25 protein-coding genes are annotated in these 26,961 nt (G+C 51.1%); 2 read left to right on the top strand and 23 right to left on the bottom strand.

Going from position 1 to position 26,961, the window contains the following annotated elements; translation table 11 throughout:
- Positions 1 to 2: 2 nt before the first annotated feature.
- Positions 3 to 1,340 (bottom strand): adenine permease AdeP, encoded by a 1,338-nt coding sequence (adeP, locus tag I6L54_RS01430; RefSeq protein WP_005121469.1) that lies wholly within the window; start codon positions 1,338 to 1,340, stop codon positions 3 to 5.
- A gap of 167 nt (positions 1,341 to 1,507) precedes the next feature.
- Between adeP and yieH the strand changes: the two genes are divergently transcribed.
- The gene (gene yieH, locus I6L54_RS01425; RefSeq protein ID WP_005121468.1) at positions 1,508 to 2,173 is read left to right on the top strand and encodes a 6-phosphogluconate phosphatase; all 666 of its coding nucleotides are present in this window, start codon (positions 1,508 to 1,510) and stop codon (positions 2,171 to 2,173) included.
- Positions 2,174 to 2,257: 84 nt separating this feature from the next.
- Here the strand turns inward: yieH and phoU are convergent, their stop codons facing one another.
- The 20 genes from phoU to asnC form a co-directional block, all read right to left on the bottom strand.
- Positions 2,258 to 2,983, bottom strand: coding sequence for a phosphate signaling complex protein PhoU (phoU, locus tag I6L54_RS01420; RefSeq protein WP_006687755.1), 726 nt, complete (start codon positions 2,981 to 2,983; stop codon positions 2,258 to 2,260).
- Positions 2,984 to 2,997: 14 nt separating this feature from the next.
- Complete coding sequence (gene pstB / locus I6L54_RS01415; RefSeq protein ID WP_003023821.1) at positions 2,998 to 3,771, bottom strand: phosphate ABC transporter ATP-binding protein PstB; 774 nt, start codon at positions 3,769 to 3,771, stop codon at positions 2,998 to 3,000.
- Between the two features lie 46 nt (positions 3,772 to 3,817).
- Positions 3,818 to 4,708 carry a phosphate ABC transporter permease PstA gene (gene pstA, locus I6L54_RS01410; protein ID WP_005121466.1) on the bottom strand — a complete coding sequence of 297 codons (891 nt, stop codon included), beginning with the start codon at positions 4,706 to 4,708 and terminating at the stop codon, positions 3,818 to 3,820.
- Positions 4,708 to 5,667 (bottom strand): phosphate ABC transporter permease PstC, encoded by a 960-nt coding sequence (gene pstC / locus I6L54_RS01405; RefSeq protein WP_005121465.1) that lies wholly within the window; start codon positions 5,665 to 5,667, stop codon positions 4,708 to 4,710. The genes pstA and pstC overlap by 1 nt, the downstream gene beginning before the upstream one ends.
- 144 nt (positions 5,668 to 5,811) lie before the next feature.
- Positions 5,812 to 6,852, bottom strand: coding sequence for a phosphate ABC transporter substrate-binding protein PstS (gene pstS / locus I6L54_RS01400; protein WP_040231490.1), 1,041 nt, complete (start codon positions 6,850 to 6,852; stop codon positions 5,812 to 5,814).
- A 334-nt stretch (positions 6,853 to 7,186) separates the two neighbouring features.
- The gene (glmS, locus tag I6L54_RS01395) at positions 7,187 to 9,016 is read right to left on the bottom strand and encodes a glutamine--fructose-6-phosphate transaminase (isomerizing) (RefSeq protein WP_005121462.1); all 1,830 of its coding nucleotides are present in this window, start codon (positions 9,014 to 9,016) and stop codon (positions 7,187 to 7,189) included.
- 347 nt (positions 9,017 to 9,363) lie between these two features.
- Positions 9,364 to 10,734: a bifunctional UDP-N-acetylglucosamine diphosphorylase/glucosamine-1-phosphate N-acetyltransferase GlmU gene (gene glmU, locus I6L54_RS01390; RefSeq protein ID WP_040231488.1), complete on the bottom strand. Its 1,371-nt coding sequence runs from the start codon at positions 10,732 to 10,734 to the stop codon at positions 9,364 to 9,366.
- Between the two features lie 649 nt (positions 10,735 to 11,383).
- Positions 11,384 to 11,803, bottom strand: a complete 420-nt coding sequence (locus I6L54_RS01385; protein ID WP_005121460.1) for a F0F1 ATP synthase subunit epsilon — start codon at positions 11,801 to 11,803, stop codon at positions 11,384 to 11,386.
- 20 nt (positions 11,804 to 11,823) lie between these two features.
- A complete protein-coding gene (gene atpD, locus I6L54_RS01380; RefSeq protein WP_005121459.1) occupies positions 11,824 to 13,206 on the bottom strand; it encodes a F0F1 ATP synthase subunit beta in 1,383 nt (460 codons plus the stop codon).
- A 26-nt stretch (positions 13,207 to 13,232) separates the two neighbouring features.
- The gene (atpG, locus tag I6L54_RS01375; protein ID WP_005121458.1) at positions 13,233 to 14,096 is read right to left on the bottom strand and encodes a F0F1 ATP synthase subunit gamma; all 864 of its coding nucleotides are present in this window, start codon (positions 14,094 to 14,096) and stop codon (positions 13,233 to 13,235) included.
- 50 nt (positions 14,097 to 14,146) lie between these two features.
- Positions 14,147 to 15,688, bottom strand: coding sequence for a F0F1 ATP synthase subunit alpha (gene atpA, locus I6L54_RS01370; RefSeq protein ID WP_003827026.1), 1,542 nt, complete (start codon positions 15,686 to 15,688; stop codon positions 14,147 to 14,149).
- A gap of 12 nt (positions 15,689 to 15,700) precedes the next feature.
- Complete coding sequence (atpH, locus tag I6L54_RS01365; protein ID WP_005121457.1) at positions 15,701 to 16,234, bottom strand: F0F1 ATP synthase subunit delta; 534 nt, start codon at positions 16,232 to 16,234, stop codon at positions 15,701 to 15,703.
- Positions 16,235 to 16,248: 14 nt separating this feature from the next.
- Entirely contained in the window at positions 16,249 to 16,719 is a 471-nt protein-coding gene (atpF, locus tag I6L54_RS01360) for a F0F1 ATP synthase subunit B (protein ID WP_040232304.1), read from the bottom strand.
- Positions 16,720 to 16,778: 59 nt separating this feature from the next.
- Complete coding sequence (gene atpE, locus I6L54_RS01355; RefSeq protein ID WP_000429386.1) at positions 16,779 to 17,018, bottom strand: F0F1 ATP synthase subunit C; 240 nt, start codon at positions 17,016 to 17,018, stop codon at positions 16,779 to 16,781.
- 46 nt (positions 17,019 to 17,064) lie between these two features.
- Entirely contained in the window at positions 17,065 to 17,880 is an 816-nt protein-coding gene (gene atpB / locus I6L54_RS01350) for a F0F1 ATP synthase subunit A (protein ID WP_005121454.1), read from the bottom strand.
- 8 nt (positions 17,881 to 17,888) lie between these two features.
- On the bottom strand, positions 17,889 to 18,269 hold the full coding sequence (gene atpI / locus I6L54_RS01345; protein ID WP_040232303.1) for a F0F1 ATP synthase subunit I: 381 nt from the start codon (positions 18,267 to 18,269) through the stop codon (positions 17,889 to 17,891).
- A 614-nt stretch (positions 18,270 to 18,883) separates the two neighbouring features.
- On the bottom strand, positions 18,884 to 19,507 hold the full coding sequence (rsmG, locus tag I6L54_RS01340; RefSeq protein ID WP_005121451.1) for a 16S rRNA (guanine(527)-N(7))-methyltransferase RsmG: 624 nt from the start codon (positions 19,505 to 19,507) through the stop codon (positions 18,884 to 18,886).
- 103 nt (positions 19,508 to 19,610) lie between these two features.
- Positions 19,611 to 21,500, bottom strand: a complete 1,890-nt coding sequence (gene mnmG / locus I6L54_RS01335) for a tRNA uridine-5-carboxymethylaminomethyl(34) synthesis enzyme MnmG (RefSeq protein WP_040232301.1) — start codon at positions 21,498 to 21,500, stop codon at positions 19,611 to 19,613.
- Positions 21,501 to 21,872: 372 nt separating this feature from the next.
- The gene (gene mioC / locus I6L54_RS01330) at positions 21,873 to 22,322 is read right to left on the bottom strand and encodes an FMN-binding protein MioC (RefSeq protein ID WP_005121447.1); all 450 of its coding nucleotides are present in this window, start codon (positions 22,320 to 22,322) and stop codon (positions 21,873 to 21,875) included.
- Between the two features lie 88 nt (positions 22,323 to 22,410).
- Positions 22,411 to 22,869: a transcriptional regulator AsnC gene (gene asnC / locus I6L54_RS01325; protein WP_003023780.1), complete on the bottom strand. Its 459-nt coding sequence runs from the start codon at positions 22,867 to 22,869 to the stop codon at positions 22,411 to 22,413.
- Positions 22,870 to 23,020: 151 nt separating this feature from the next.
- On the opposite strand from asnC, the gene asnA reads away from it, so the two are divergent.
- On the top strand, positions 23,021 to 24,013 hold the full coding sequence (gene asnA / locus I6L54_RS01320; protein ID WP_005121446.1) for an aspartate--ammonia ligase: 993 nt from the start codon (positions 23,021 to 23,023) through the stop codon (positions 24,011 to 24,013).
- A gap of 3 nt (positions 24,014 to 24,016) precedes the next feature.
- On the opposite strand, the gene viaA is transcribed toward asnA, so the two are convergent.
- Both viaA and ravA read right to left on the bottom strand, forming a co-directional pair.
- Positions 24,017 to 25,468 carry an ATPase RavA stimulator ViaA gene (viaA, locus tag I6L54_RS01315; protein ID WP_040232300.1) on the bottom strand — a complete coding sequence of 484 codons (1,452 nt, stop codon included), beginning with the start codon at positions 25,466 to 25,468 and terminating at the stop codon, positions 24,017 to 24,019.
- Positions 25,462 to 26,958 carry an ATPase RavA gene (gene ravA, locus I6L54_RS01310; RefSeq protein ID WP_005121444.1) on the bottom strand — a complete coding sequence of 499 codons (1,497 nt, stop codon included), beginning with the start codon at positions 26,956 to 26,958 and terminating at the stop codon, positions 25,462 to 25,464. The genes viaA and ravA overlap by 7 nt, the downstream gene beginning before the upstream one ends.
- Positions 26,959 to 26,961: the final 3 nt, after the last annotated feature.

Raw genomic sequence — 26,961 nt, 5'->3', positions numbered from 1 at the left:
TTTTAATGCGCGTCGATAAACACAATCTTCAGTACAAACAGCAGCGCGACAACAATGACGCACGGGCTGAGATCGCGGAAACGTCCGGTACCAATTTTCATCACGCAGTAGGAAATAAAGCCCAGCGCGATGCCTTCAGTGATGGAGAAGCTAAACGGCATCATCACAGCGGTAATAAACGCCGGAACAGCCTCAGTCAGATCATCCCACTTAACGCGCGACAGGCTTGATGTCATCAGGACACCAACGTAAATCAGCGCACCTGCGGCAGCATATCCCGGCACCATTCCCGCCAGCGGCGACAGGAAGATAACCAGCAGGAACAGCAGGCCAACGACGACTGCAGTCAGGCCTGTACGGCCACCAACCGACACCCCGGAAGAGGACTCAATATAGGCGGTAACGGAAGATGTACCTATAAACGCGCCGGTAACAGAGGACACACTATCCACATACAACGCCTGCTTCATGCGTGGGAACTTGCCCTTCGCGTCCGCCAGACCGGCTTTATCCGTGACGCCAATCAACGTACCGGAGGAGTCAAACAGGTTAACCAGCATGAACGAGAAAATCACGCCCGCAAGGCCAATGTTAAACGAACCGGCCAGGTCAACATGCCCGATAACCGACATCACGCTCGGCGGTGCGGAGACGATCCCATTGTAATGGACATCGCCCAGCATCCAGCCCAACAGCGTGGTCACAATGATGGAGATCAGCACTGCCGCGTGAATGTTGCGTGATGCCAGAATCGCGATGATAAAGAAGCCCAGAATACCCAGCAGCACGCTATGGGACGTCAGGTTACCAATGGAAACCAGCGTGTCTTTGTTCGCAACAATAACACCGGCATTTTTCAGCCCCATCATGCCGATGAACAGGCCGATACCACTGGTGATGCCCACGCGCAGACTGACCGGGATATTGGCAATCATCCAGTAACGTACGCGGAAAATGGTCAGCAGCAGCAGACCTATCGCGCCCCAGAAAATAGCGCCCATACCGATCTGCCATGACAGACCCATCGCGCCAACGACCACGAAGGCGAAGAACGCGTTCAGGCCCATAGCAGGCGCAAGTGCGACCGGCAGGTTAGCAAATAGCCCCATCAGGATGCTACCAAAGGCAGCAATAAGGCAGGTGGTAACAAAGACGGCGCTGGTATCCATGCCAGCCACGCCAAGAATTTGCGGGTTAACAAAAACGATATACACCATCGTCAGGAAGGTGGTTAAACCGGCGATCACTTCGGTCCGTGCCGTCGTGCCATGTTCGCGCAGTTTGAACACGCGTTCCAGCATCCCCTGGCCAGAAGCCTGGGTTGTGTGTTGTTGGCTCATTATCAATTTCCGAACAAGGAGGGAAAATTCGTCGCTATCCTATACCAAAATGCGACAATAGGGTTGGGTTATGAGCAACTTTTTTCATTGATTTTGCTTATACGGCAACGATTGCGTCCCCCCATTATGCATTACGAAAACGTTAAACTTGTTAAAATGGAAATGACATGTCCCAGATAGAAGCCGTATTTTTTGACTGTGACGGTACCCTTGTCGACAGTGAAGTAATTTGTTCTCGCGCGTATGTCAGCATGTTCCAGGCGTTCGGCATTACGCTCGATCTTGAAGAGACGTTTAAACGCTTCAAGGGGGTAAAGCTCTACGAAATCATCGACATTATTAACGAAGAACACGGTGTCGAACTGGCAAAAGCCGAGCTAGAACCGGTTTACCGCGCTGAGGTCGCACGTCTGTTCGATACCGAGCTGGAAGTCATTGCTGGTGCGAACACGCTGCTGGACAGCATGGCTGTGCCAATGTGCGTGGTGTCTAACGGTCCGGTCAGCAAAATGCAGCATTCGCTGGGTAAGCTGGGCATGTTGCACCATTTTCCTGATTTACTGTTCAGCGGCTACGATATCCAACGCTGGAAGCCCGATCCGGCCCTGATGTTCCATGCGGCAAAAGCCATGGACGTTAACGTTGAGAACTGCATTCTGGTTGATGATTCCAGCGCAGGCGCGCAGGCGGGAATTGCCGCCGGGATGGAAGTGTTCTACTTCTGTGCCGATCCGCATAACAAACCGATCGAAAACCCAAAGGTCACGACCTTTACCGATCTGGCGCAGTTACCGGAATTGTGGAAGGCGCGAGGTTGGGATATTACCCGGTAATTTTTTGTAGGCCCGGTAAGCTTGCGCCACCGGGCAATTGCCGGATGGCGCTAACGCTTATCCGGCCTACTTTCTACGTTTTTATCACTCTTTCGGGTCTTTGCCCGCCAGCAGTTTATCCAGCTCATCACCGCCCACGTGACGGAAGTCCTGCCCCTTCACGAAATAGAAGATGTATTCGCAGATATTCTGGCAGCGGTCACCGATACGCTCGATAGAACGCGCGCAAAACAGCGCGGTCAGTACGCTTGGAATGGTACGCGGGTCTTCCATCATGTAGGTCATCAGCTGACGCACGATGCCTTCATACTCCTGGTCAACTTTCTTATCTTCGCGATAAATACGTACCGCTTCGTCGAGATCCATACGCGCAAACGCATCCAGCACGTCGTGCAGCATCTGCACGGTGTGACGACCCAGCGACTCCAGACTTACCAGCAGCGGCTGGTGCTGTTGCGAGAACTTCTCCAGTGCGGTGCGGCAAATTTTGTCCGCCACGTCGCCAATACGTTCCAGCTCGGCGATAGTTTTGATGATTGCCATCACCAGGCGCAGGTCGCTCGCCGTCGGCTGACGTTTGGCGATGATGCGCACGCAGGCTTCGTCGATCGCCACTTCCATCATGTTGACGTTCTTATCGCCTTCAATGACACGCTTCGCCAGATCGCTGTCCTGATTGTGCATGGCGGTAATCGCATCAGAAAGCTGCTGCTCGACCATGCCACCCATGGTCATCACCTGGGTACGGATGCTTTCCAGCTCTGCGTTGAACTGGCCGGAAATATGTTTATTAAGATTAAGGTTATCCACAACAAGCTCCTGAATCAGCCGTAACGACCGGTGATGTAATCTTCAGTTTGTTTCTTCGCGGGCTTGGTGAACAGATCGTCCGTATTACTGAACTCAATCAACTCGCCCAGGTACATAAATGCCGTGTGATCGGAACAACGCGCAGCCTGCTGCATGTTGTGGGTAACGATAACAACGGTGTAATCTTCTTTCAGCTCAGTGATCAGCTCTTCAATACGCCCGGTAGAAATCGGGTCGAGCGCTGAACATGGCTCATCAAGCAGTAGCACTTCCGGGCGAATGGCGATACCACGCGCAATACACAAACGCTGCTGCTGACCACCGGAGAGAGAGTACCCACTCTGGTGTAATTTATCTTTGGTTTCGTTCCACAGTGCGGCCTTGGTCAATGCCCACTGTACACGCTCGTCCATATCGGCACGGGAAAGCTTCTCAAACAGACGCACGCCAAACGCGATATTGTCGTAGATAGACATTGGGAACGGCGTCGGCTTCTGGAACACCATGCCGACTTTGGCACGCAGCAGTGCGATATCCTGGGTGTTGGTGAGAATATTGTCACCATCCAGCAGGATTTCACCTTCCGCACGTTGCTCCGGGTACAGTTCAAACATTTTGTTGAAGGTACGCAGCAGCGTCGATTTACCACAGCCTGACGGCCCGATAAACGCCGTTACCTGGTTTTTCGCGATATCCAGGTTGATGTTCTTCAGGGCATGGAATTTTCCATAGTAGAAGTTCAAATCACGAACCTGAATTTTACCCGGGGCAGTATCAACCATACTCATTTCAATCTCTTCCTCATCCGGCGCCGCATCAGCCGCGCCGTAAAAATTAACCGTGTTTCTTCTTCGCGAAAATGACGCGCGCCAGAATGTTCAGCAGCAGTACGCACAGGGTAATAATCAGTACCCCGGCCCAGGCCAGTTGCTGCCATTCAGCAAATGGGCTCATCGCAAACTTAAAGATAGTGACCGGCAGGTTGGCGATTGGCTGCATCATGTCAGTGCTCCAGAACTGGTTGGAGAGCGACGTAAACAGCAGCGGAGCCGTTTCACCGGCGATACGGGCAATTGCCAGCAGAATACCGGTAATAATGCCCGACACAGACGCCTTCAGGGTGATCGCGGAAATCATCTTCCACTTTGGTGTACCCAACGCATAGGCGGCTTCTCGCAGGCTATCCGGCACCAGCTTGAGCATGTTCTCAGTGGTACGAATAACGATAGGTACCTGCAGCAGCGCCAGCGCAATCACACCCGCCCAGCCGGAGAAGTGTTCCATTTTTGCCACCACGATGGTGTAGACGAACAGACCGACCACAATCGATGGTGCAGACAGCAGGATATCGTTGATAAAGCGGATGACTTCAGCCAGCCATGACTTACGCCCATATTCCGCCAGGTAGATGCCCGCCATAATACCGAGCGGCGTACCAAAGATGGTCGCCCATAGAATCAACAGCCCACTCCCGGCGAGCGCGTTCGCCAGACCACCACCCGCGGTATTCGGCGGCGGGGTCATTTCGGTGAACAGTGCCAGTGACATACCGTCAATACCGCGGGTGATCGTGGACATCAGGATCCAGATCAGCCAGAACAGACCGAACGCCATCGTCGCCATCGAGAGCGTCAGCGCGATGCGGTTCTTCAGACGACGACGCGCCTGCATTTTACGGCGGGATTCCGCAAGCTGAGCGGTGTTTTGCATTTCCAGCGTAGCCATTAGCGTGCCCCCTCGTTTTTCGCAAGGCGCATGATCATGAACTTAGATGCCGCCAGCACGATGAAGGTGATCACAAACAGAATCAGACCCAGCTCCATCAACGCGGCAACGTGCAGCCCTGATTCCGCTTCAGCAAATTCATTCGCCAGCGCAGAGGTGATACTGTTGCCCGGCATATACAGCGATGCGCTGTCGAGTTGGTAGGTGTTACCGATGATAAAGGTCACCGCCATGGTTTCACCCAGCGCGCGACCCAGACCCAGCATTACGCCGCCAATGACACCATTTTTAGTGAACGGCAGAACGATACGCCAGATAACTTCCCAGGTAGTACAGCCAATACCGTAGGCTGACTCTTTCATCAGTACCGGCGTTTGTTCGAACACATCACGCATCACCGCCGCAATGTATGGGATGATCATGATGGCGAGGATCACGCCAGCCGCCAGAATACCGATACCAAATGCCGGGCCAGCAAACAGTGCGCCAACAAACGGAATGTTGGAAAGAATATTACCGACCGGCTCCTGGAAATACGTCGCAAACAGCGGGGCAAAGATAAACAGGCCCCACATGCCGTAAACGATACTCGGGATCGCCGCCAGCAGTTCAATAGCGATACCCAGCGGACGTCTCAGCCAGCCAGGAGCAAGTTCCGTCAGGAACAAAGCAATGCCAAAACTCACCGGAACGGCGATCAGCAGTGCGATAAATGAGGTAACCAGCGTACCGTAAATCGGAACCAATGCACCGTAGATATCATTTGGCGCATCCCAGTCTTTGGTCCAAAGGAATGAGAAACCAAATTTCTGGATGCTTGGCCAGGAGGAGATGATCAGAGAGACAATAATGCCACCCAACATCAATAGCACAATCAGCGCTGCCAGTTTTACCAGCGCGCTGAATATCATGTCACCCTTTTTACCCGGTGGGTTAAAAGCAGGCTTGGTTGCAGCCATAAATCACTCTTTAAGTTAAACGCGTTTACGAAGTTGCCCATGCCGGATGGCGCTACGCTTATCCGGCCTACAAAGCGGGCCTACAGTCGAAACCGTAGGGCGGATAAGCGTAGCGCCATCCGCCAACTCGTTAAAGATATTCTATTAGTACAGCGCTTTACCGCTGCTGTCTTTCACGTTGGTCTTCCATGCAGCACGAATCTGCTCAACCACGCTGTCCGGCAGGCTGGCGTAATCCAGGTCATTTGCCTGTTTGCCGCCATTTTTATATGCCCAGTCAAAGAATTTCAGTACTTCAACGCCTTGCTCTGGTTTCTTCTGCTCTTTATGCACCAGGATGAAGGTGGTGGAAGTGATTGGCCACGCATTGTCACCTTTCTGGTTAGTCAGATCCTGAGCGAAGGTTTTGCTCCAGTCAGCGCCTTTCGCTGCATTAGCAAAGCTCTCTTCGGTCGGGCTTACCGGTTTGCCATCAGCAGAAACCAGTTTGGTGTATGCCAGGTTGTTCTGCTTAGCATAAGCGTACTCAACGTAGCCGATAGAGCCTGGCAGACGCTGTACGAACGCAGCGATACCGTCATTACCCTTACCGCCCAGACCGGTCGGCCAGTTCACAGTAGAGCCTGCGCCAATTTTAGATTTCCACTCTTCGTTCACTTTCGCCAGGTAGCTGGTGAAGACGAAGGAGGTACCGGAACCATCTGCACGACGCACAACGGCGATATTCTGTGAAGGCAGCTTCAGACCCGGGTTCAGTTTGGTGATGGCTTCATCATCCCACTTCTTAATTTTGCCGAGGTAGATATCGCCCAGGGTTTTACCGTCAAGCACCAGCTCACCGGACTTCAGGCCAGGGATATTCACCGCCAGCACCACACCGCCGATCACTGTCGGGAACTGGAACAGGCCTTCCTGAGCCAGCTTCTCGTCAGATAACGGTGCATCAGATGCACCGAAATCAACGGTATTTGCGGTAATTTGTTTTACACCACCGGAGGAGCCGATACCCTGGTAGTTTACTTTGCTACCGGTTTCTTTCTGATAGGTATCAGCCCATTTGGCATACACTGGCGCAGGAAAAGTTGCACCAGCACCTGTCAGGCTCGCTGCAGCAAAGGCAGAGAACGCGCTCATAGATAAGGTCGCGGCGACAACAGTTGCGACAGTGGTACGCATAACTTTCATAATGTCTCCTGCACGGTTTTCGTAAATTGTTGTTTGAGTTGCTACTGTGAGCAAAATAGGACAAACAGGTGACAGTTAAATGTACGAAATATGACAGTTTTATGACAATGAAAAATAATGCGCGAAAAACAATTAAAAATTGTATAAAAACAGTAATTTAATCGATTATATAACAATTATATTTCGGCAAAATTTTCTTTTTATGACACTGAAAACAGTAGCTGAAGATGACGGTTTGTCACATAAAACAGGCGGGATAATTGATTAAAAACAGAACAGGTTTAAAAAAATGCCCCGCTTTGAGCAGGGCATTTTCAGTTCAGCGAGGTATCGCTTATTCCACGGTAACCGACTTCGCCAGGTTACGCGGCTGGTCCACGTCAGTACCTTTAATCAGCGCCACGTGATACGCCAGCAGTTGCAGCGGAACGGTATAGAAGATCGGTGCAATCACCTCTTCCACATGCGGCATCTCGATGATGTGCATATTTTCATTACTGATAAAACCTGCATCCTGATCAGCGAAGACATACAACTGGCCGCCACGAGCACGCACTTCTTCAATGTTGGATTTCAGTTTTTCCAGCAACTCGTTGTTCGGTGCAACCACGATAACCGGCATATCCGCGTCAATCAGCGCCAGCGGGCCGTGCTTCAGCTCACCAGCGGCATACGCTTCTGCGTGAATATAAGAAATCTCTTTCAGCTTCAGGGCGCCTTCCAGCGCAATGGGGTACTGATCGCCACGACCAAGGAACAGTGCATGGTGTTTGTCAGAGAAGTCTTCCGCCAGCGCGGCAATACGCTTGTCCTGTGACAGCATCTGCTCAATACGGCTCGGCAGCGCCTGTAACCCGTGAACAATCTCTTGTTCAATAGACGCATCCAGACCTTTCAGACGAGACAGCTTCGCCACCAGCATTAACAGAACAGTCAGCTGGGTGGTAAAGGCTTTCGTGGAGGCCACGCCGATTTCGGTCCCGGCATTGGTCATCATCGCCAGATCAGATTCACGCACCAGAGAAGAGCCCGGTACGTTACAGATTGCCAGTGACCCCAGATAGCCCAGCTCTTTAGATAAGCGCAGACCCGCCAGGGTATCTGCCGTTTCACCGGATTGGGACAGGGTAATCATCAGACTGTTACGACGCACGGCAGATTTGCGATAGCGGAACTCGGAAGCGATTTCGACATCACAAGGAATACCCGCCAGCGACTCAAACCAGTAACGGGATACCATGCCTGAGTTGTATGACGTGCCGCAGGCGATAATCTGGATATGCTCAACCTGAGACAGCAACGCGTTGGCATTAGGGCCAAGCTCACTTAAATCCACTTCGCCATGACTGATACGCCCGGTCAGCGTATTTTTAATCGCGTTCGGCTGTTCGTAGATCTCTTTCTGCATGTAGTGGCGATAAATACCTTTTTCGCCCGCGTCGTACTGCAGATTAGATTCAATATCCTGACGTTTTACTTCCGCGCCAGTCTTGTCAAAAATAGAGACTGAACGACGCGTTACCTCGGCGATATCGCCCTCTTCCAGGAAGATAAAGCGACGGGTTACCGGCAGCAGCGCCAGCTGGTCGGAAGCGATAAAGTTTTCACCCATGCCCAGACCGATAACCAGCGGGCTACCAGAACGCGCCGCCAGCAGTGTTTCTGGGTTACGGGTATCCATGATCACTGTGCCGTAGGCCCCGCGCAGCTGCGGAATAGTACGCAGTACCGCTTCACGCAGCGTACCGCCCTGTTCCAGTTCCCAGTGCACCAGGTGAGCAATCACTTCGGTGTCCGTTTCAGACACAAAGGTGTAACCACGCGCTTTCAACATTTCACGCAGCGGTTCATGGTTTTCGATGATGCCGTTATGCACTACCACAATGTGCTCAGAAACATGGGGATGCGCGTTCGCTTCTGAAGGTTCACCGTGTGTCGCCCAACGGGTATGAGCGATACCTGTACCACCATGCAGCGGATGTTCTTCCGCCGCAGCAGTCAGCATCTGCACTTTACCCAGACGACGCAGACGGGTCATGTTACCTTCAGCATCAACAACAGCCAGACCGGCTGAGTCATAACCACGATATTCCAGACGACGTAAACCTTCGAGAAGGATTTCAGCTACATCACGCTGCGCGATAGCGCCAACAATTCCACACATATTTTTTGATTCCGAATTTAGGCATTGTGCCTGTCGTTGTCGCTGACCTGTTTCCCCTTCGTCTTTCACTCCGTAGCTACGTTGGCTACGCTTGCTCACTACGGTCACTTACTTTAGTAAGCTCCCGTAGATTCCCAAGCTTGCCGCCTTGCTACAGCGCGAAATACTTTGGGTAATACCCTTTCCGGGCGCCCCGAGCCTTGTAGAGAGTGGGGTTATTTTTATAGGTACTGCTTGTTGAGCGGAGGATTATGTTATCCCCTCATCTCTTGTCTGCCTGATGGCGCTCACGCTTATCAGGCCTACAGAACGTCATCGCACGTAGGCCGCCATCAGGCAAAAATCACTTACTTTTTCTTCACCGGGCGCTGCCAACCTTGTTTATGGACCTGCGGTACACGGCTTAATACCAGTTCGTTATCAGCGATATTACGCGTCACTGTGGTTCCAGCGGCGATCGTCGCGCCTTTACCCACGGTGACAGGCGCCACCAGTTGAGTATCCGAACCCACAAACACATCATCACCAATAATGGTTTTAAATTTATTAGCGCCATCGTAATTGCAGGTGATCGTACCCGCGCCGATGTTCACGTTATCGCCAATTTCAGCATCGCCCAGATAGGTCAGATGACCGGCTTTAGAACCTTTACCCAGACGCGCTTTTTTCATTTCGACGAAGTTACCCACGTGTGCGCCTTCCAGCAGCTCAGCGCCTGGGCGCAGACGCGCAAAAGGCCCGATAGTACAGGCTGCTTCCAGATGGGCATCTTCCACCACGCTGTACGGGCTAAGCTCACAGCCATCGCCAATTACGCTATTTTTGATAACGCAGCCAGTACCAATCTTGACGCGATCGCCAAGGGTTACGTTGCCTTCAATGATAACGTTAGTATCAATTTCAACATCGCGCCCGTGAATAAGCGAACCGCGAAGATCAAAACGTGCCGGATCACGCAACATAACGCCTGCTAACAGCAGTTTCTCTGCCTGTTCGGACTGATAGACACGTTCAAGACGGGATAACTGAAGACGGTTATTCACCCCTTCGGTTTCGCTAATACGTGCCGGATGTACCGCAGCAATTTCACGACCTTCCTGGTACGCCATCGCAATGATATCGGTGATGTAATATTCACCCTGCACATTATTGTTGGTTAGTTTAGACAACCAGCGCTTCATATCAGCGCCATTGGCAATCAGGATGCCGGTGTTAATTTCCTGGATCTGGCGTTGTTCATTGGTCGCATCTTTATGCTCAACGATGCCAGTAACTTTGCCGTTATCACGCGTAATGCGCCCATAGCCGGTTGGGTCGTCCAGTTTTACTGTTAATAAGCCAATACCACCCTGAGGTTTAGCATTGCGCAGGCGGCGTAACGTTTCGGTGGAGATTAACGGTACATCGCCATATAACATTAAAATGTCTTCGTCATCACCAAAGAACGGTGCAGCCTGCTGCATAGCATGGCCGGTTCCCAACTGCTCTGCCTGCAGAACCCAGTTCAGATTGCCATCTTTTAGCGTCTGCTTGAGCAAATCACCACCGTGCCCGTAGACCAGGTGTACATGAGTTGCGCCTAATTCATTAGCGGCATCAATAACATGCTGCACCATCGCTTTTCCTGCGAGAGTGTGCAGCACTTTAGGAAGATCGGAATACATACGTGTACCTTTGCCTGCGGCAAGGATCACGACGCTCATAGCATTATTCAACATACACATCCTGACTGTCATTTGAGAACGAATTTATACCCTTTAACATTGAAAATACTACATTTTTTTCATCATGAAATGGGCCGAAGATAAAACGTTCAATAGGGGGGAATCCCTAACTATTAACTCACTATTTTCGACTATATCGGCGCCTTTTGTCTCCCAAAAACCAGGAGCATGCTCTTATTAAAGCCTTAGGTTAATGTTTTTGCTATTTTTTTGCCGCATGAATAAAGAGTTACACATGCAAAGTCCGATTTTATTTATGTGATTCAGTGAGAAACCGAAAATGCGTACGCGAAAATAAAAAGTTGAGGGAGAAAAGTAGGGGAAGGGGAGTTATAACAACAAGTGGCGCTGACTGATAAACCCTATCAAGCATCGCGCCACAGGACGGGCAGGTAAAGGCTAAAAGCTCATATTGCTGAACATGGCGATGATTTTATTGAGTAATTTCATGTTGGTGTCTCTTTTTATCTGAATTCATTATGTGATATAAATCACATAAAAAGAGTCTACGCCGCATTTTTTAACCAATCAATATTTTTATGATCTAAATCACAAAACAGCTTTCACTTTAAATGTTCATGCAAAAAAACAAAAAAAAGCCAGCCTGGAAACCAGACTGGCTTTTGTGCTTTTCAAGCCGGTGTTACATCGCTTTTTTGGTCAACTCGATAACGCGCAGTTTCGCGATCGCTTTGGCCAGTTCCGCAGATGCCTGAGCGTAATCCACGTCACCATGAGAGCTCTTAATATGCTCTTCAGCCTTACGTTTCGCTTCCAGGGCTCTCGCTTCATCGAGATCCTGCCCGCGAATCGCGGTATCAGCCAGTACGGTCACGTTGCCAGGCTGCACTTCAAGAATGCCGCCAGACAGATAGATAAACTCTTCATGACCGAACTGTTTAACGATGCGGATCATACCAGGCTTAATGGCGGTGAGCAGCGGTGCGTGACCCGGGAAAATACCCAGTTCACCTTCACTACCCGTTACCTGGATTTTTTCGACCAGACCAGAGAACATTTGTTGCTCTGCACTGACGACGTCCAGGTGGTAAGTCATTGCCATATCACCCTCCGATTAAGGCGTTAAAGTTTTTTGGCTTTTTCTACGGCTTCGTCGATAGAACCAACCATGTAGAACGCCTGCTCTGGCAGGTGGTCGTATTCGCCTTCCATGATGCCTTTAAAGCCACGGATGGTGTCTTTCAGGGAAACGTATTTGCCCGGAGAACCGGTGAATACTTCCGCAACGAAGAACGGCTGGGACAGGAAGCGCTGGATCTTACGCGCACGAGCTACCACCAGTTTATCTTCTTCAGACAGTTCATCCATACCCAGGATGGCGATGATGTCTTTCAGTTCCTGATAACGCTGCAGCAGGGACTGTACGCCACGCGCAGTGTCATAGTGTTCCTGACCAACAACCAGCGGATCCAACTGACGGCTGGTGGAGTCCAGCGGATCAACTGCCGGGTAAATACCCAGAGAAGCGATCTGACGGCTCAGTACCACGGTTGCATCTAAGTGAGCAAAGGTGGTGGCTGGGGATGGGTCAGTCAAGTCATCCGCAGGTACGTATACCGCCTGAACGGAGGTGATAGAACCTGTTTTGGTAGAAGTGATACGTTCCTGCAGAACACCCATCTCTTCCGCCAGGGTCGGCTGGTAACCTACCGCTGATGGCATACGACCCAGCAGTGCGGATACTTCCGTTCCGGCCAGGGTGTAACGATAGATGTTATCGACGAACAGCAGTACGTCACGACCTTCGTCACGGAATTTCTCAGCCATGGTCAGACCGGTCAGCGCAACGCGCAGACGGTTTCCCGGCGGCTCGTTCATCTGGCCATAAACCAGGGATACTTTATCCAGAACGTTGGAGTCGGTCATTTCGTGGTAGAAGTCGTTACCCTCACGAGTACGTTCACCTACACCCGCAAACACAGAGTAACCGGAGTGCTCGATCGCGATGTTACGAATAAGCTCCATCATGTTTACGGTTTTACCTACACCCGCACCACCGAACAGACCAACTTTACCGCCCTTAGCGAACGGACACATCAGGTCGATAACTTTGATGCCGGTTTCCAGCAGTTCCTGAGAGCTGGACAGCTCTTCATAGGTAGGTGCTGCGCGGTGGATAGCCCAACGCTCTTCTTCACCGATATCGCCTTTCATGTCGATCGGGTGACCCAGAACGTTCATGATACGACCCAGAGTTGCTTTACCTACCGGGACTTCGATCGGGTGCTCGAGGTCTTTAACTTCCAGACCACGACGCAGACCGTCGGAAGAACCCATTGCGATGGTACGTACGATACCGCCGCCGAGCTGCTGCTGAACTTCCAGCACCAGGCTCTCTTTACCATTCATAACCTCAAGAGCATCGTACACGCGCGGTACGGCATCCTGAGGGAATTCGACGTCAACCACGGCGCCGATTACCTGGACAATTTTTCCAGTAGCCATCTTGAATCCTCTACGAATTAACCTGGTTATACCGCGGATGCACCACCGACGATTTCGGTGAGTTCCTGAGTAATGCTGGCCTGACGAGCTTTGTTGTATACCAACTGCAGCTCTTTAATCAGGCTGCCGCCATTGTCGGTCGCGGCTTTCATCGCCACCATACGTGCGGCCTGCTCGCTGGCCAGGTTTTCTACCACGCCCTGATAAACCTGAGATTCAACGTAACGACGCAGCAGGGTATCCAGCAGCGGTTTCGGGTCTGGTTCATACAGGTAATCCCAGGCTTTTTGTTTTAACTCTTCATCTTCTGAAGCCGGTAAAGGCAGCAGCTGAGTGAGAGTCGGAACCTGAGACATGGTGTTAATAAATTTGTTGCTGACAACGTACAGTCTGTCCAGACGACCTTCATCGTAGGCCTGCAGCATCACTTTAACCGGGCCGATCAGTTCGGACAGGGAAGGGTTATCCCCCATACCGGTTACCTGAGCAACCACGTTACCGCCTACGGAATTAAAGAAAGACACGCCCTTAGAGCCGATCATTGCGATGTCGCACTGAACGCCTTTATCGGACCATGTTTTCATATCCGCCAGCAGCTTTTTAAACAGGTTAATGTTCAAGCCACCGCACAGACCACGGTCGGTCGACACCACCAGGTAGCCCACGCGCTTAACGTCGCGTTCTTCCAGGTAAGGGTGCTTATATTCCAGATTACCATTCGCAAGGTGACCAATCACTTTGCGCATGGTCTCTGCATAAGGACGGCTGGCCGCCATGCGATCCTGCGATTTACGCATTTTGGAAGCGGCGACCATCTCCATCGCTTTAGTGATCTTCTGCGTGTTCTGGACGCTTGCGATCTTACTACGTATCTCTTTTGCGCCGGCCATGAGCTTCTCCTCAATGCCTTGCGGTCCGTCCTAAGACAGACCGCCAGACGTTACCAGGACTGGGTTGCTTTGAAGGAATCGAGGATAGCTTTCAGCTTGCCTTCGATTTCATCGTTATAGCCACCGGACTGGTTAATCTCTTGCATCAGCGGAGCGTGATCACGGTCAACGTAAGCCAGCAGAGCGGCTTCGAAGCTACCGATTTTCGCCAGTTCCACATCTTCGAGGTAACCGCGTTCAGCCGCAAACAGCACCACACCCTGCTGTGCAACAGACATTGGGGCATACTGTTTCTGCTTCAGCAGTTCCGTTACTTTCTGGCCGTGGCTCAGCTGCTTACGCGTAGCTTCGTCAAGGTCGGAAGCGAACTGAGAAAACGCTGCCAGTTCACGATACTGCGCCAGTGCGGTACGAATACCACCGGACAGTTTCTTGATGATCTTGGTCTGCGCTGCGCCACCTACACGAGATACGGAGATACCCGGGTTAACTGCCGGACGAATACCGGAGTTGAACAGGTTGGTTTCCAGGAAGATCTGACCATCGGTAATGGAAATTACGTTGGTCGGAACGAACGCAGAAACGTCACCCGCCTGGGTTTCGATAATCGGCAGAGCGGTCAGGGAGCCGGTTTTACCTTTAACTTCACCATTGGTGAATTTCTCAACGTATTCCGCGTTAACGCGGGATGCGCGTTCCAGCAGACGGGAGTGGAGGTAAAATACGTCGCCTGGGAATGCTTCACGTCCTGGTGGACGACGGAGCAGCAGGGAAACCTGACGGTAAGCAACAGCCTGTTTGGACAGGTCATCATAAACGATCAGTGCATCTTCACCGCGGTCACGGAAGTATTCGCCCATTGCGCAACCAGCATAAGGTGCCAGATATTGCAGTGCAGCAGATTCAGACGCGGTCGCCACAACAACGATGGTGTTGGACAGTGCGCCGTGTTCTTCCAGTTTACGAACCACGTTAGAAATGGTGGACGCTTTCTGGCCGATAGCCACGTACACACATTTGATGCCGGAATCACGCTGGTTGATGATGGCATCGATTGCCATCGCGGTTTTACCTGTCTGACGGTCACCGATGATCAGCTCACGCTGGCCACGACCGATTGGGATCATGGCATCAACAGATTTATAACCGGTCTGTACTGGCTGGTCGACGGACTGACGTTCGATTACGCCTGGTGCGATAACTTCGATTGGCGAGAAGCCATCGTTATCAACCGGACCTTTACCGTCAATAGGGGAACCCAGAGTGTTCACCACACGACCCAGCAGGCCACGGCCAACCGGAACTTCCAGAATACGCCCCGTACACTTAACCTTCATGCCTTCGGCGAGGTCAGCGTATGGACCCATCACAACTGCACCTACAGAGTCGCGCTCCAGGTTCAGTGCGATAGCGTAACGGTTACCCGGCAGAGAGATCATTTCCCCCTGCATACAGTCAGCAAGACCGTGGATGCGGATAACACCGTCACTTACAGAAACAATAGTACCTTCGTTGTGAGCTTCACTCACAACACTGAACTGAGCAATGCGCTGCTTGATCAGTTCGCTGATTTCGGTGGAATTCAGTTGCATGCTCCAGTCCCCTTAAGACTGCAAGACGTCTGCAAGGCGCTCAAGACGGCCGCGTACGCTGCCATCAATGACCATATCACCCGCACGGATGATTACGCCTGCCATTACAGACTTATCGATTTTGCAATTCAGCTTAACTTTGCGTGACAGACGTTTTTCCATCGCTGCACTAATCTTCGTAAGCTGTTCATCACTCAGTGCATTGGCAGAAGTGACTTCTACCTCAGAGATAGCCTCACTGGCTGCACGCAGGTGAATAAACTGCTCAAGAACATCCGGGAGCGCATTAAGACGGTTATTTTCAGCCATTACCTTAATCAGGTTTTGACCGCTTTCGTCCAACTGCTCACCGCAGATTGCGATAAACGACTCAGCGAGCGTTTCCGGCGCCAGCGCGCCAGAGAGAAGCTCTGCCATTTGTTCGTTCTTCGTCACCTCAGCGGCAAACGTCAGCATATCCTGCCAACGGTCAACGCTTTGGTGCTCAACGGCAAAGTCAAAAGCTGCTTTGGCGTAGGGGCGAGCTACCGTAATAAATTCAGACATCAGCCCCTCCCTCCTTACAGTTCAGCGACAAGTTTGTCCACGATGTCGCTGTTAGCAGCTTCATCCACGGAACGTTCGATGATCTTCTCGGCGCCAGCAACAGCCAGGACAGCAACTTGCTTACGCAGCTCTTCGCGAGCACGTTTACGCTCGGCGTCAATTTCCGCCTGCGCTTGTGCCACGATTTTAGTACGTTCCTGCTCTGCTTCAGTTTTAGCTTCGTCCAGGATCTGAGCGCGGCGTTTGTTTGCCTGCTCGATAATTACCTGAGCTTCCGCCTTCGCTTTTTTCAGCTGGTCAGTCGCGCTGGCCTTTGCAAGGTCAAGATCCTTATGTGCTCGTTCAGCAGAAGCAAGACCGTCAGCAATTTCTTTTTGACGTTTTTCGATGGCTGCCATTAATGGCGGCCATACGTACTTCATGCAGAACAGAACGAACAGGACAAACGCGATGGCCTGGCCGAGGATTGTTGCGTTAAGATTCACAGCACAATGCCTCTATCTAGTTAACGTTCTGATATTGCTCTTAATTCAAGCAACGCTTACTACGCGACAGCGAACATCACGTACAGACCCAGACCTACAGCGATCATCGGGATAGCATCCACCAGACCCATAACGATAAAGAACTGAGTACGCAGCAGAGGAATCAGATCAGGTTGACGCGCTGCGCCTTCCAGGAATTTACCCCCGAGGATGCCGATACCGATCGCAGCACCGATTGCCGCCAGACCCATCATCACAGCGGCAGCCATGTACAGCAGATCCATATTCAGGTTTTCCATGACAGTCTCCAGTTTGTTTCAGTTAAAACGTAGTAGTGTTGGTAAATTAATGCTCTTCAGACGCCATCGACAGATAGACAATCGTCAGAACCATGAAGATGAAGGCTTGCAGCGTGATAATCAGTATGTGGAAAATGGCCCACGGCACATTCAGAATCCACTGTGACCACCACGGCAACAGGCCAGCAATCAGAATGAAAATCAGCTCACCAGCGTACATGTTGCCGAACAGTCGCAGACCAAGAGAAACTGGTTTGGACAGCAGGCTTACCCCTTCAAGGATTAAGTTGACAGGAATGAACGCCCAGTGATTGAACGGCTGCAGCGTCAACTCTTTCGCGAAGCCGCCGATGCCTTTCATTTTGATGCTGTAGAACAGAATCAGGATAAACACGCCCAGCGCCATCGACAGGGTGATGTTTACGTCCGCAGACGGAACCACGCGCAGCGCCGGCAGGCCCAGTATATGCTCAGCAATATACGGCAGCAGGTCGATTGGCAGTAAATCCATCAGGTTCATCAGGAAGACCCAAACGAAGATCGTCAGGGCAAGCGGTGCGATAACCTTGCTTTTGCCATGGTACATGTCTTTGACACTGCCATGAACAAAGCCGATTACCAGCTCAATCGCGGTCTGAAATTTCCCTGGTACGCCGCTGGTTGCCTTTTTAGCAACGCTACGGAACATAAGCAGGAACAACAGACCCAGCACCACCGAGAAGAACATGGAGTCAATATTGAGCGTCCAGAAGGTGGCTGGGGGGTTATGCGGATCTACCAGCGAGAAAGTACGCAGGTCCAACTGAAGGTTATTCAGATGGTGCCCTATGTATTCCTGCGGCGTCATATTTTCAGAAGCCATGATGCCTTTTACCCTTTGTTGTTAATTACAGCCGGTGCCAGTATCTGAACCACCAGCACCAAAACCCACGTAACGATCAGCGGTAAGAACACCGCCTTCAAAACCGCCAACGCCACCACAAGCAAAACCAGCATCGCTAACACCTTGAAGGCTTCGCCGAAAGCGAACGACCAGGCCACTCGACCCTTTGCTGGTGTATGTGCCTGGTGACGCCAGGCAAATATCATAAAAAACATATTAGGCAGTAACACTGCCAATCCCCCGCACAATGCGGAGATGCCCCAGAAAGGGTCTTTGAGGCTAAACAGCAATCCACTTGCTATTATCGCCAGAAGCTGTGTGAGCAAAAGCTTACGAGCAACGTTTCGACTCAAGAGCGACATAGACATCACGTTTTTACTCCTGCTCCCTTCGAGGTATGCCGCGTGTCGTATAAAACGTTCTTTATGGCTTAGAGTCAAGCATCAAAAAGCGGTCAAATTATACGGTGCGGCTTCGTGATTTCAAACAATAAGTAGCTAAAAAGTGAATAAATGTTTAAATATTTTTCTCCAGGCCACATTTATTACTTTTCGGCAAACTGTGAACGATCATGCAAAACTGCAAAAGCCGCGTAAACACTGGCTGCAAAGCGTGCACCAGATCACATATTAAGCATATTCGCCCCGGCACTATTTATTTACTTGGCAAATGATGCCATTTCAACTTTTTGATATTTAAGCCTAAAATTCGTTACTGTTTTAAAAATAGCGAATAACAACAAAAAAACCACCCATTGACATTTATAATAAAAAATTAACACAAGCGGTGATTCTTTGATTCTATTTTTAGCAGGCTGATATTTTCACAGTTGACTTGTTTCACTTTTAACAAAAAACGGTACGTTATAGTTATGATGCAAAACCGTAAGACATTAGTGAAATGTAACGACATTTAACCACACTATTCCCTATGACTTTTAACACCTGAAGAGCCGTTTTTTTTCTATTTTTTTTGATAAAAATTAAATTTTGTTTGGCTTAATAACCACCAAATGACGCTCACCATCCAGTTGTGGAACCCGTAATTTTACAACTGATTCTACGCTGAACGTCGCAGGCAATGTGGCGATCTCATCTTCCGGTAATTGCCCTTTTAAAGCATAAAAACGCCCGTTTTGACCAGGTAAATGGTGGCACCAGCTCAGCATATCGTTAAGAGACGCAAAAGCACGACTTATCACGCCATCAAAAGGTGGCTCGGAAGGGAATTCTTCTACCCTGCTTTGCACTGGAGTGATGTTATCCAGTTTAAGTTCATGTTGTACCTGACGCAGAAAACGTACGCGTTTTCCCAAACTATCCAGCAGAGTAAAATGCGCCGCAGGACGCACGATAGAAAGAGGAATTCCTGGTAAGCCCGGTCCCGTGCCGACATCAATAAAACGTTCGCCATGCAGATGGGGGGCGGCAACAATGCTGTCCAGAATATGGCGCACCAGCATTTCGTTGGGATCCCGCACCGATGTCAGGTTGTACGCTTTATTCCATTTGTGCAGCATATCGACATACGCAATCAGCTGATTTTTCTGGTGATCGGTAAGAGAAATACCAGCATCAGCCAGCAGACGAGAGAGTTTGTTGAGCACGGTCGTTACCTGTTAATAATCAATGACCCGATAAGCTATAGCGTATCGGGTCGACAAATTTGCAGGACGGGCAAGCGAAGCGCCCCCCGCCCAAATAGTGTGATTAAGCGCTACGGCGCAGCATACCTTGTTTTTTCAACCAAACCAGCAGAATGGAGATGGCGGCTGGCGTGACACCAGAAATGCGCGATGCCTGGCCAATTGATACCGGTTTGTGATCGTTCAGCTTGGCAATAACTTCATTCGACAAACCGGAAACCTGACGATAATCCAGAGTCGCAGGCAGCAACGTATTCTCGTTACGCTGTTGTCTTTCGATTTCATCCTGCTGACGGGCGATATATCCTTCGTATTTCACCTGAATTTCAACCTGTTCCGCGGCCTGAGCATCATCAAGCGCAGGTGCGAACGCAGATAAAGAGGTCAACTGGGCATAGGTCATATCCGGGCGACGCAGCAAATCTTCACCGCTGGCTTCACGTGACAAAGGCGTAGCCAGGTGAGCATTCACTTCTGCTGCAGACTCCGCTAACGGGTTTACCCAGGTTGATTTCAGACGCTGGCGTTCTTGTTCGATGCGTTCCAGTTTTTCATTGAAGCGCGCCCAGCGTTCATCCCCCACCAGACCCAGTTCACGACCAATCTCGGTCAGACGGAGATCGGCGTTATCCTCGCGCAGCATCAAACGGTATTCTGCGCGCGAAGTAAACATGCGGTACGGTTCTTTGGTGCCCAGCGTACACAGGTCATCCACCAGCACACCAAGATAGGCCTGAGAACGCGCAGGTGCCCACCCCTCTTTGTCAGCGGACAAGCGTGCGGCGTTCAGACCCGCCAGCAAACCTTGCGCAGCGGCTTCTTCGTAACCGGTTGTACCGTTAATCTGACCAGCAAAGAACAGACCCTGAATGAACTTGCTTTCCAGAGTAGGTTTCAGGTCGCGCGGATCGAAGAAATCATACTCAATCGCATAGCCAGGGCGGACAATTTTGGCGTTTTCCATCCCCTGCATGGAGCGGACAATTTGCATCTGCACGTCAAACGGCAGGCTGGTGGAAATACCGTTCGGGTAAATTTCGTTAGACGTCAGTCCTTCTGGCTCCAGGAAGATCTGGTGCTGGTTACGATCGGCAAAGCGCATCACTTTGTCTTCGATCGACGGGCAGTAACGTGGGCCGATACCTTCGATCACGCCAGCGTACATCGGGCTACGATCGAGGTTATTACGGATCACGTCATGGGTTTTCTCGTTAGTATGCGTGATGTAGCACGGCATCTGGCGTGGATGTTGAGAAACATCGCCAAGGAACGAAAAGACCGGCATTGGGTTATCGCTGTTTTGCTGACCAAGTACGCTGAAATCGATGGTACGCGCATCAATACGCGGCGGTGTGCCGGTTTTCAGACGGCTAACGCGCAGCGGCAGTTCACGCAAACGGCGTGACAGTGGGATAGACGGCGGATCGCCAGCACGGCCACCACTGTAGTTGTCCAGACCAATGTGAATTTTCCCATCGAGGAAGGTTCCTACGGTTAATACAACCGCTTTGGCACGGAACTTCAGACCCATCTGAGTCACTGCACCGACAACACGATCGTTTTCAACAATCAGATCTTCAACCGCTTGTTGGAAGATCATCAGATTCGGCTGGTTCTCCAACGCAGTACGTACAGCCTGACGATAGAGCACGCGATCCGCCTGAGCACGGGTGGCGCGAACTGCCGGGCCTTTGCTGGCGTTTAGTATTCTAAACTGGATACCGGCATGGTCAATTGCAGTTGCCATCAGGCCGCCAAGCGCATCCACTTCTTTTACCAGGTGTCCCTTCCCAATGCCGCCAATCGCCGGGTTGCAGCTCATCTGTCCCAGAGTGTCGATATTGTGTGTCAACAGCAGGGTCTGTTGACCCATTCGCGCCGCAGCCATTGCGGCCTCGGTGCCTGCATGACCCCCGCCAATGATGATGACGTCAAAAGGATCCTGATAAAACATGGTAATTGCCTCGCATAACGCGGTGTGAAAATGGATTGAAGCCCGGGCCGTGGATTCTACTCAACTTTAGTCGATGGAGAAAGACTTCGGATCCTGGGTATTAAAAAGAAGATCTTTTTATTTAGAGATCTGTTTTATTGTGATCTCTTATTAGGATCGCAACTATCTGTGGATAAGGGCGATCCTTTGAATAAGATCAACAAGTTGTTGAGGATCATTAGCTGTGAATGATCGGTGATCCAGGTCCGTATAAGCTGGGATCAGAATGAAGGGTTATACACAACTCAAAAACTGAACAACAGTTATTCCTTGGATAACTACCGGTTGATCCAAGCTTTTAACCAGAGTTATCCACATAAAAAAGTACGATCTTTACAAATCTCTGAGCAATGGATGCCAGGATCCCAACCAAATTTCAGCCGGATCTTCCGGAATTTCATGTTCCAGTACGTTGATCCTGAGCGTTTCACCGATCTGTTTCGCCCCGCAGGCCTTCAGTTCAGCTTCCAGCTTGTCAATCGCACCGCAGAACGTGTCATATTCGCGGCTTCCAATGCCGATGGCACCAAAGCGTACCTGCGAAAGATCCGGTTTCTGCTCGCGCAATGCGTCATATAAAGGTTGCAGGTTATCAGGAATGTCTCCCGCACCGTGCGTTGAGCTGATTACCAGCCAAACCCCGTGAGTTGGAACCTCGTCGAGCATCGGTCCATGCAGTATTTCGCTGGAAAAACCGGCGTCATCCAGCTTTTCTGCCAGATGTTCTGCTACATATTCCGCACTGCCAAGCGTGCTACCGCTGATAAGAGTGATATCTGCCATTGATCGCTACCTCGATGAAGAGGCAGCATTGTACGCTGTGAGCGAGTTGGGATCTACCTGTGGAAAACCAGGGGATTAAAAAAAGCGATCAGGGCTTGATGGTACGCATGATCGGGTTCTGCAACACGATCAAAGTTTCAGTGGACTGAATTTCATCAATTGTTTGGATCTTGTTGATAAGTACCTGTTGCAGGGCATCGATAGATTTACACATCACCTTAATAAAGATGCTGTAGTGCCCGGTGGTGTAATACGCCTCGGTCACTTCATCGAGACTTTCCAGTCTGGCCAGCGCTGACGGATAGTCTTTCGCACTTTTCAGGATAATGCCGATAAAGCAGCCGACGTCATAACCCAGTTGTTTTGGACTGACATCAATACGTGCGCCAGTAATAATCCCTGCCTGCTTCATCTTTTCTACACGAACGTGAATTGTCCCTGGACTGACGCCGAACTGTTTGGCTAATTCTGCGTAGGCGGTACGGGCATTTTCCATCAGGGCGTCAAGAATGCCGCGGTCCAGATTGTCGATCTGATAATTTTCCATAGGTTTTTCTTATGTAGATTGATGATTCACTCTATTTTAGACGTTAATTTTAACGAATCAAAATCGAAGTTGGCTTTTTGTTTGTTGATTATTGAATATTACCCTCATTCTGTTGCTTAATCATAGGCAACAGGACACAGGAGTACACATAATGAAAACCGCTTACATTGCCAAACAACGTCAAATTAGCTTCGTAAAATCTCATTTTTCTCGTCAGCTGGAAGAGCGTTTAGGTCTGATCGAAGTTCAGGCTCCGATCCTCAGCCGCGTAGGAGATGGCACGCAGGATAACTTGTCGGGCTGTGAAAAAGCGGTGCAGGTGAAGGTTAAAGCATTGCCAGACGCTCAGTTCGAAGTGGTTCATTCCCTGGCGAAGTGGAAGCGTCAAACGTTAGGACAACACGACTTTAGCGCAGGCGAAGGGCTGTACACGCATATGAAGGCCCTGCGTCCCGATGAAGATCGCCTCTCCCCGCTGCACTCAGTATATGTTGACCAGTGGGACTGGGAGCGCGTGATGGGCGACGGCGAGCGTCAATTTTCCACTCTGAAAAGCACAGTAGAGGCTATCTGGGCGGGAATTAAGGCCACCGAAGCTGCGGTAAGCAAAGAATTTGGTCTGGCACCGTTCCTGCCGGAGCAGATCCACTTTGTGCATAGCCAGGAGCTGTTATCTCGCTACCCTGATCTTGATGCAAAAGGTCGTGAACGTGCAATCGCTAAAGAGCTGGGCGCGGTGTTCCTGGTCGGGATCGGCGGTAAACTCAGTGACGGTCACCGCCACGATGTTCGTGCGCCAGATTATGATGACTGGAGTTCAGCCTCCGAGCTGGGTCATGCCGGTTTGAACGGTGATATTCTGGTCTGGAACCCGGTACTGGAAGATGCGTTTGAACTGTCTTCTATGGGGATCCGCGTGGATGCCGATGCGCTGAAACACCAGCTTGCTCTGACCGGCGATGAAGATCGCCTGAGTCTGGAATGGCACCAGGCGCTGCTGCGCGGTGAAATGCCGCAGACGATTGGTGGAGGGATTGGACAGTCACGCCTGACGATGCTGCTGCTGCAGTTGCCGCACATTGGCCAGGTTCAGTGCGGTGTGTGGCCGGCTCAGGTACGTGAAAGCGTCGCATCTCTGCTGTAAAAATTAACGCCGCCAGCGTCTGAGCAGGCGGCTTCGCATCCCGGTATCAAAGCGCCAGATATGATCGAAAATGCGCATGATGCCGGGTTTGCCATGTGCTGACATCGCCACCGCATGGAAACGATGCTGGTGCACTCGTTGCAATTCCCCAACTTTGTTGACAACTTCGTCAGGTAATCGCTGGGCGATAAAATCCGAAATCACCACCGCATCGGCATCAAACCATTCCCGACCTTGCATACGTTCAATAATGGCGCGAAAACAGCTGGCAATGTCTGTACCACCGCGAAAACGCTGGCTTAAAAAACGGATTGCCTGCTCAATGCCTTCCGGACCGGATAGCTCATAGCGCACAACTTCTGTCGAAAATAACATGATGAAACAGCGACGGTTATCGGCGAGAGCCACGCGCATTAGTGCGAGGCAAAAGGCTTTCGCACACTGCTCATTAAATCCGCCCATCGATCCCGACGTATCGACGCAGACAATAAAGGGCCCGCGCGGCTGCTCGTCAAAATCCTGATGCACCACCGGTCGTTCCGTGACTTTCTCACGCCACGCTTCGCCGTGCAGGCGGTAAGTCAGCAGTTGTTTTTCCACCAGCCGACGGTAGAACTCGTATTCCAGTTCGGTAATGCCCAGCGTCGCCAGCTCCGGCGGTAGCAGGCGCAGGATATCGTCGCTTTGCTGGATGCCATCCACCTGCTCCGGGACGGTGGCCGGCTCGCGCACCAGGGTACGGAAGGTTTCCATTGGCGCATCTTTACGCGGCACGGATTTCGCCTCTCTGGAACGACCTAATTGCTCAGCCAGACGCTGGAGTTCAGGTTGTTGCGTCAGGAATTCGCCGTATTTCACCATCAGTTGATAATCACCGCGCTTGATTTGACCCGCGCTCATATCCCACAACCGACCCGCTGCGTTGTCATTTTCCGCCAGCACAGGTTCCAGTTGGCCACTGAGCGTCATCCGTTCCTGCACTTCACTGAGCAACTGTTCGCGTTCTTCTTCCAGTAGCTGCTGATTAAGCGTGGTGGTTTGAACCACCAGGCTCAGGCGCCAGCGCTGAAGAAAAAGCGTATGCAGGGCGGGCGTAAACGTGTTGTTGTCATCGACCAGTTGCTGCGCTTGTCCAGCCCATGGTGAGTGGAGTCGGTGCAGGAGCGCTAAGATTTGCGGTAGCTGGACGGTAAACTGCGGAGTGGAGAGGAGCTGACTTTGCTGATAGCACATGACCTCTTCTGTGAGCTCCGGCGGTACGTGGGTATCTTTGAGGCGGTTACGTAACGCTTCACGCCAGCGGGGGACATCGTCAGTAATCGCTTTTTTTAGCCGGGGAAATTTTTTGAAAAAGACCGCCATCTGCGGGGAAGCCAGCAGTGCGATGATCATCTCTTCAATCATCCCCTCTTCGCCGACCGCCAGCATGATATTTAGCGTATCAAGGGTCAGCATTGTTGTGCCTGTCGGATCTGTGTTCCGACGTCCTGAAGGCTGGCTTCAATGCGGCCTAACCAGTCACTATGAATAAACAGACATTTTTGCTGTTCACTAAATTCGCTGTGCTGCTGGTGCCATTCGTTGTCGAGCGCTTCAAGCTGCTGCTTTATCTCATTGGGCATGCTTTCTTCTGATGCACCGGGTAGTGCCAGTCGGGAACCTTGCAAACTGACGTCGCGTACGACCAGGTGCTGAGCGCTGTCGACTTCCATATTCAGCGTCTGGGCAAATCCGATACCGTTTAATTTTCCGCGGATCTCACCGCCTTTAGTCAGCCACTGCTCCAGAGCGCCGCGTTCAAAGGCAATATGGATAACCTCCATATCGTGCAGTTTTAGGGGTTTTTGCAGTAACAGCGTCAGTACGGAAGTGTTGGTTTCCGGCGGTAAATCATAGTGAGGACGGCGGCTGAACATTCCACCCTGACGAATTACCGTGAAGGCCGTTTTATCACTTTGCTGCTGCTGGAGCTGGATGCGGCGCTGCATTATGGCCCCAAGGCGAGTCAACATTGTCTGCTGCTGCCAGGCGTGCCCGGTCATCAATATTTCGATTTGTTGCTGCATCAGATTCAGGCTTTGTGCGTCATACCACAAGCAATCTTTCAGCAGAATAAGGTCGATAGGCGCAACGGCATCGCGCCCGCTAAAGAAGGCGCTGGCCTGGAGTAAGCGGATTGCTTTTTTCCAACGACGGTCAGATACGTAGGGGGCGTTCGGCAGCGCATCCAGTTGCTGGCGCAGAGTGAAAATCAATTCAAATACACGATCGGGAAGCGTGATTTTGCCAATGTCTTTTTGCCACTGGTAGTACTCTTCATCCGTCACTTGTAGCGTTGTTGGAACGGGGTTGTCACTTTCATCCTGTTGGCTTAACAGCATGGACCGGAAGTTGGCCTTGTCCTGTACTTTATCCAGCCACAGGCGAATCAGCATACGGTCGTATAATGCTTCCAGGCTGCTGTCCGCTTCAGGTAGTTCGTTGGAGGCCGCGACCAGCAGACGCATCGGGATTTTCTCCTCGTGTGCGCCGTTGCGGAAGTGGCGTTCGTTGATGGCGGTCAGCAGGGTGTTAAGAATCGCCGGGCCTGCTTTCCAGATTTCATCGAGAAAAACAATTTCGGCTTCAGGGAGATAGCCTGCTGTTAAGCGCTCATAGCGACCTTCGTCTTTAAGCGCCTGAATGGATAGTGGGCCAAAGACCTCTTCAGGTGTCGAGAAGCGCGTCATCAGATATTCGAAAGCACGGGCATTTTTAAAGGCAAACTTCAGTCGGCGAGCGATTAAGCTTTTCGCGATCCCTGGAGGGCCTAATAAGAAGACGCTCTCGCCGCTGAGTGCTGCCAGCAGACACAGACGAATGGCGTGGCTACGTTCATAAAGTCCCTTTTCCAGCGCATTGCTCAGACGGGAAATTCTTTCCGCTAATAAATGTGGGTGAGCCATAAT

The sequence above is a fragment of the Citrobacter pasteurii genome (assembly GCF_019047765.1).
In the GTDB taxonomy this organism is placed as follows: domain Bacteria; phylum Pseudomonadota; class Gammaproteobacteria; order Enterobacterales; family Enterobacteriaceae; genus Citrobacter; species Citrobacter pasteurii.
This window is presented reverse-complemented; position numbering and strand designations above follow the sequence as displayed.

Excerpts from the sequence above, each read along its gene's own strand:
- yieH (WP_005121468.1), top strand. The coding sequence starts at position 1,508 with ATGTCCCAGATAGAAGCCGTATTTTTTGACTGTGACGGTACCCTTGTC.
- asnC (WP_003023780.1), bottom strand. The coding sequence starts at position 22,869 with ATGGAAAATTATCAGATCGACAATCTGGACCGCGGCATTCTTGACGCC.
- atpE (WP_000429386.1), bottom strand. The coding sequence starts at position 17,018 with ATGGAAAACCTGAATATGGATCTGCTGTACATGGCTGCCGCTGTGATG.
- glmU (WP_040231488.1), bottom strand. The coding sequence starts at position 10,734 with ATGTTGAATAATGCTATGAGCGTCGTGATCCTTGCCGCAGGCAAAGGT.
- pstA (WP_005121466.1), bottom strand. The coding sequence starts at position 4,708 with ATGGCTACGCTGGAAATGCAAAACACCGCTCAGCTTGCGGAATCCCGC.
- atpG (WP_005121458.1), bottom strand. The coding sequence starts at position 14,096 with ATGGCCGGCGCAAAAGAGATACGTAGTAAGATCGCAAGCGTCCAGAAC.
- atpH (WP_005121457.1), bottom strand. The coding sequence starts at position 16,234 with ATGTCTGAATTTATTACGGTAGCTCGCCCCTACGCCAAAGCAGCTTTT.
- atpI (WP_040232303.1), bottom strand. The coding sequence starts at position 18,269 with ATGTCTATGTCGCTCTTGAGTCGAAACGTTGCTCGTAAGCTTTTGCTC.
- atpA (WP_003827026.1), bottom strand. The coding sequence starts at position 15,688 with ATGCAACTGAATTCCACCGAAATCAGCGAACTGATCAAGCAGCGCATT.
- I6L54_RS01385 (WP_005121460.1), bottom strand. The coding sequence starts at position 11,803 with ATGGCAATGACTTACCACCTGGACGTCGTCAGTGCAGAGCAACAAATG.
- adeP (WP_005121469.1), bottom strand. The coding sequence starts at position 1,340 with ATGAGCCAACAACACACAACCCAGGCTTCTGGCCAGGGGATGCTGGAA.
- asnA (WP_005121446.1), top strand. The coding sequence starts at position 23,021 with ATGAAAACCGCTTACATTGCCAAACAACGTCAAATTAGCTTCGTAAAA.
- mioC (WP_005121447.1), bottom strand. The coding sequence starts at position 22,322 with ATGGCAGATATCACTCTTATCAGCGGTAGCACGCTTGGCAGTGCGGAA.
- atpB (WP_005121454.1), bottom strand. The coding sequence starts at position 17,880 with ATGGCTTCTGAAAATATGACGCCGCAGGAATACATAGGGCACCATCTG.
- glmS (WP_005121462.1), bottom strand. The coding sequence starts at position 9,016 with ATGTGTGGAATTGTTGGCGCTATCGCGCAGCGTGATGTAGCTGAAATC.
- mnmG (WP_040232301.1), bottom strand. The coding sequence starts at position 21,500 with ATGTTTTATCAGGATCCTTTTGACGTCATCATCATTGGCGGGGGTCAT.
- pstC (WP_005121465.1), bottom strand. The coding sequence starts at position 5,667 with ATGGCTGCAACCAAGCCTGCTTTTAACCCACCGGGTAAAAAGGGTGAC.
- atpD (WP_005121459.1), bottom strand. The coding sequence starts at position 13,206 with ATGGCTACTGGAAAAATTGTCCAGGTAATCGGCGCCGTGGTTGACGTC.
- ravA (WP_005121444.1), bottom strand. The coding sequence starts at position 26,958 with ATGGCTCACCCACATTTATTAGCGGAAAGAATTTCCCGTCTGAGCAAT.
- viaA (WP_040232300.1), bottom strand. The coding sequence starts at position 25,468 with ATGCTGACCCTTGATACGCTAAATATCATGCTGGCGGTCGGCGAAGAG.
- pstB (WP_003023821.1), bottom strand. The coding sequence starts at position 3,771 with ATGAGTATGGTTGATACTGCCCCGGGTAAAATTCAGGTTCGTGATTTG.
- pstS (WP_040231490.1), bottom strand. The coding sequence starts at position 6,852 with ATGAAAGTTATGCGTACCACTGTCGCAACTGTTGTCGCCGCGACCTTA.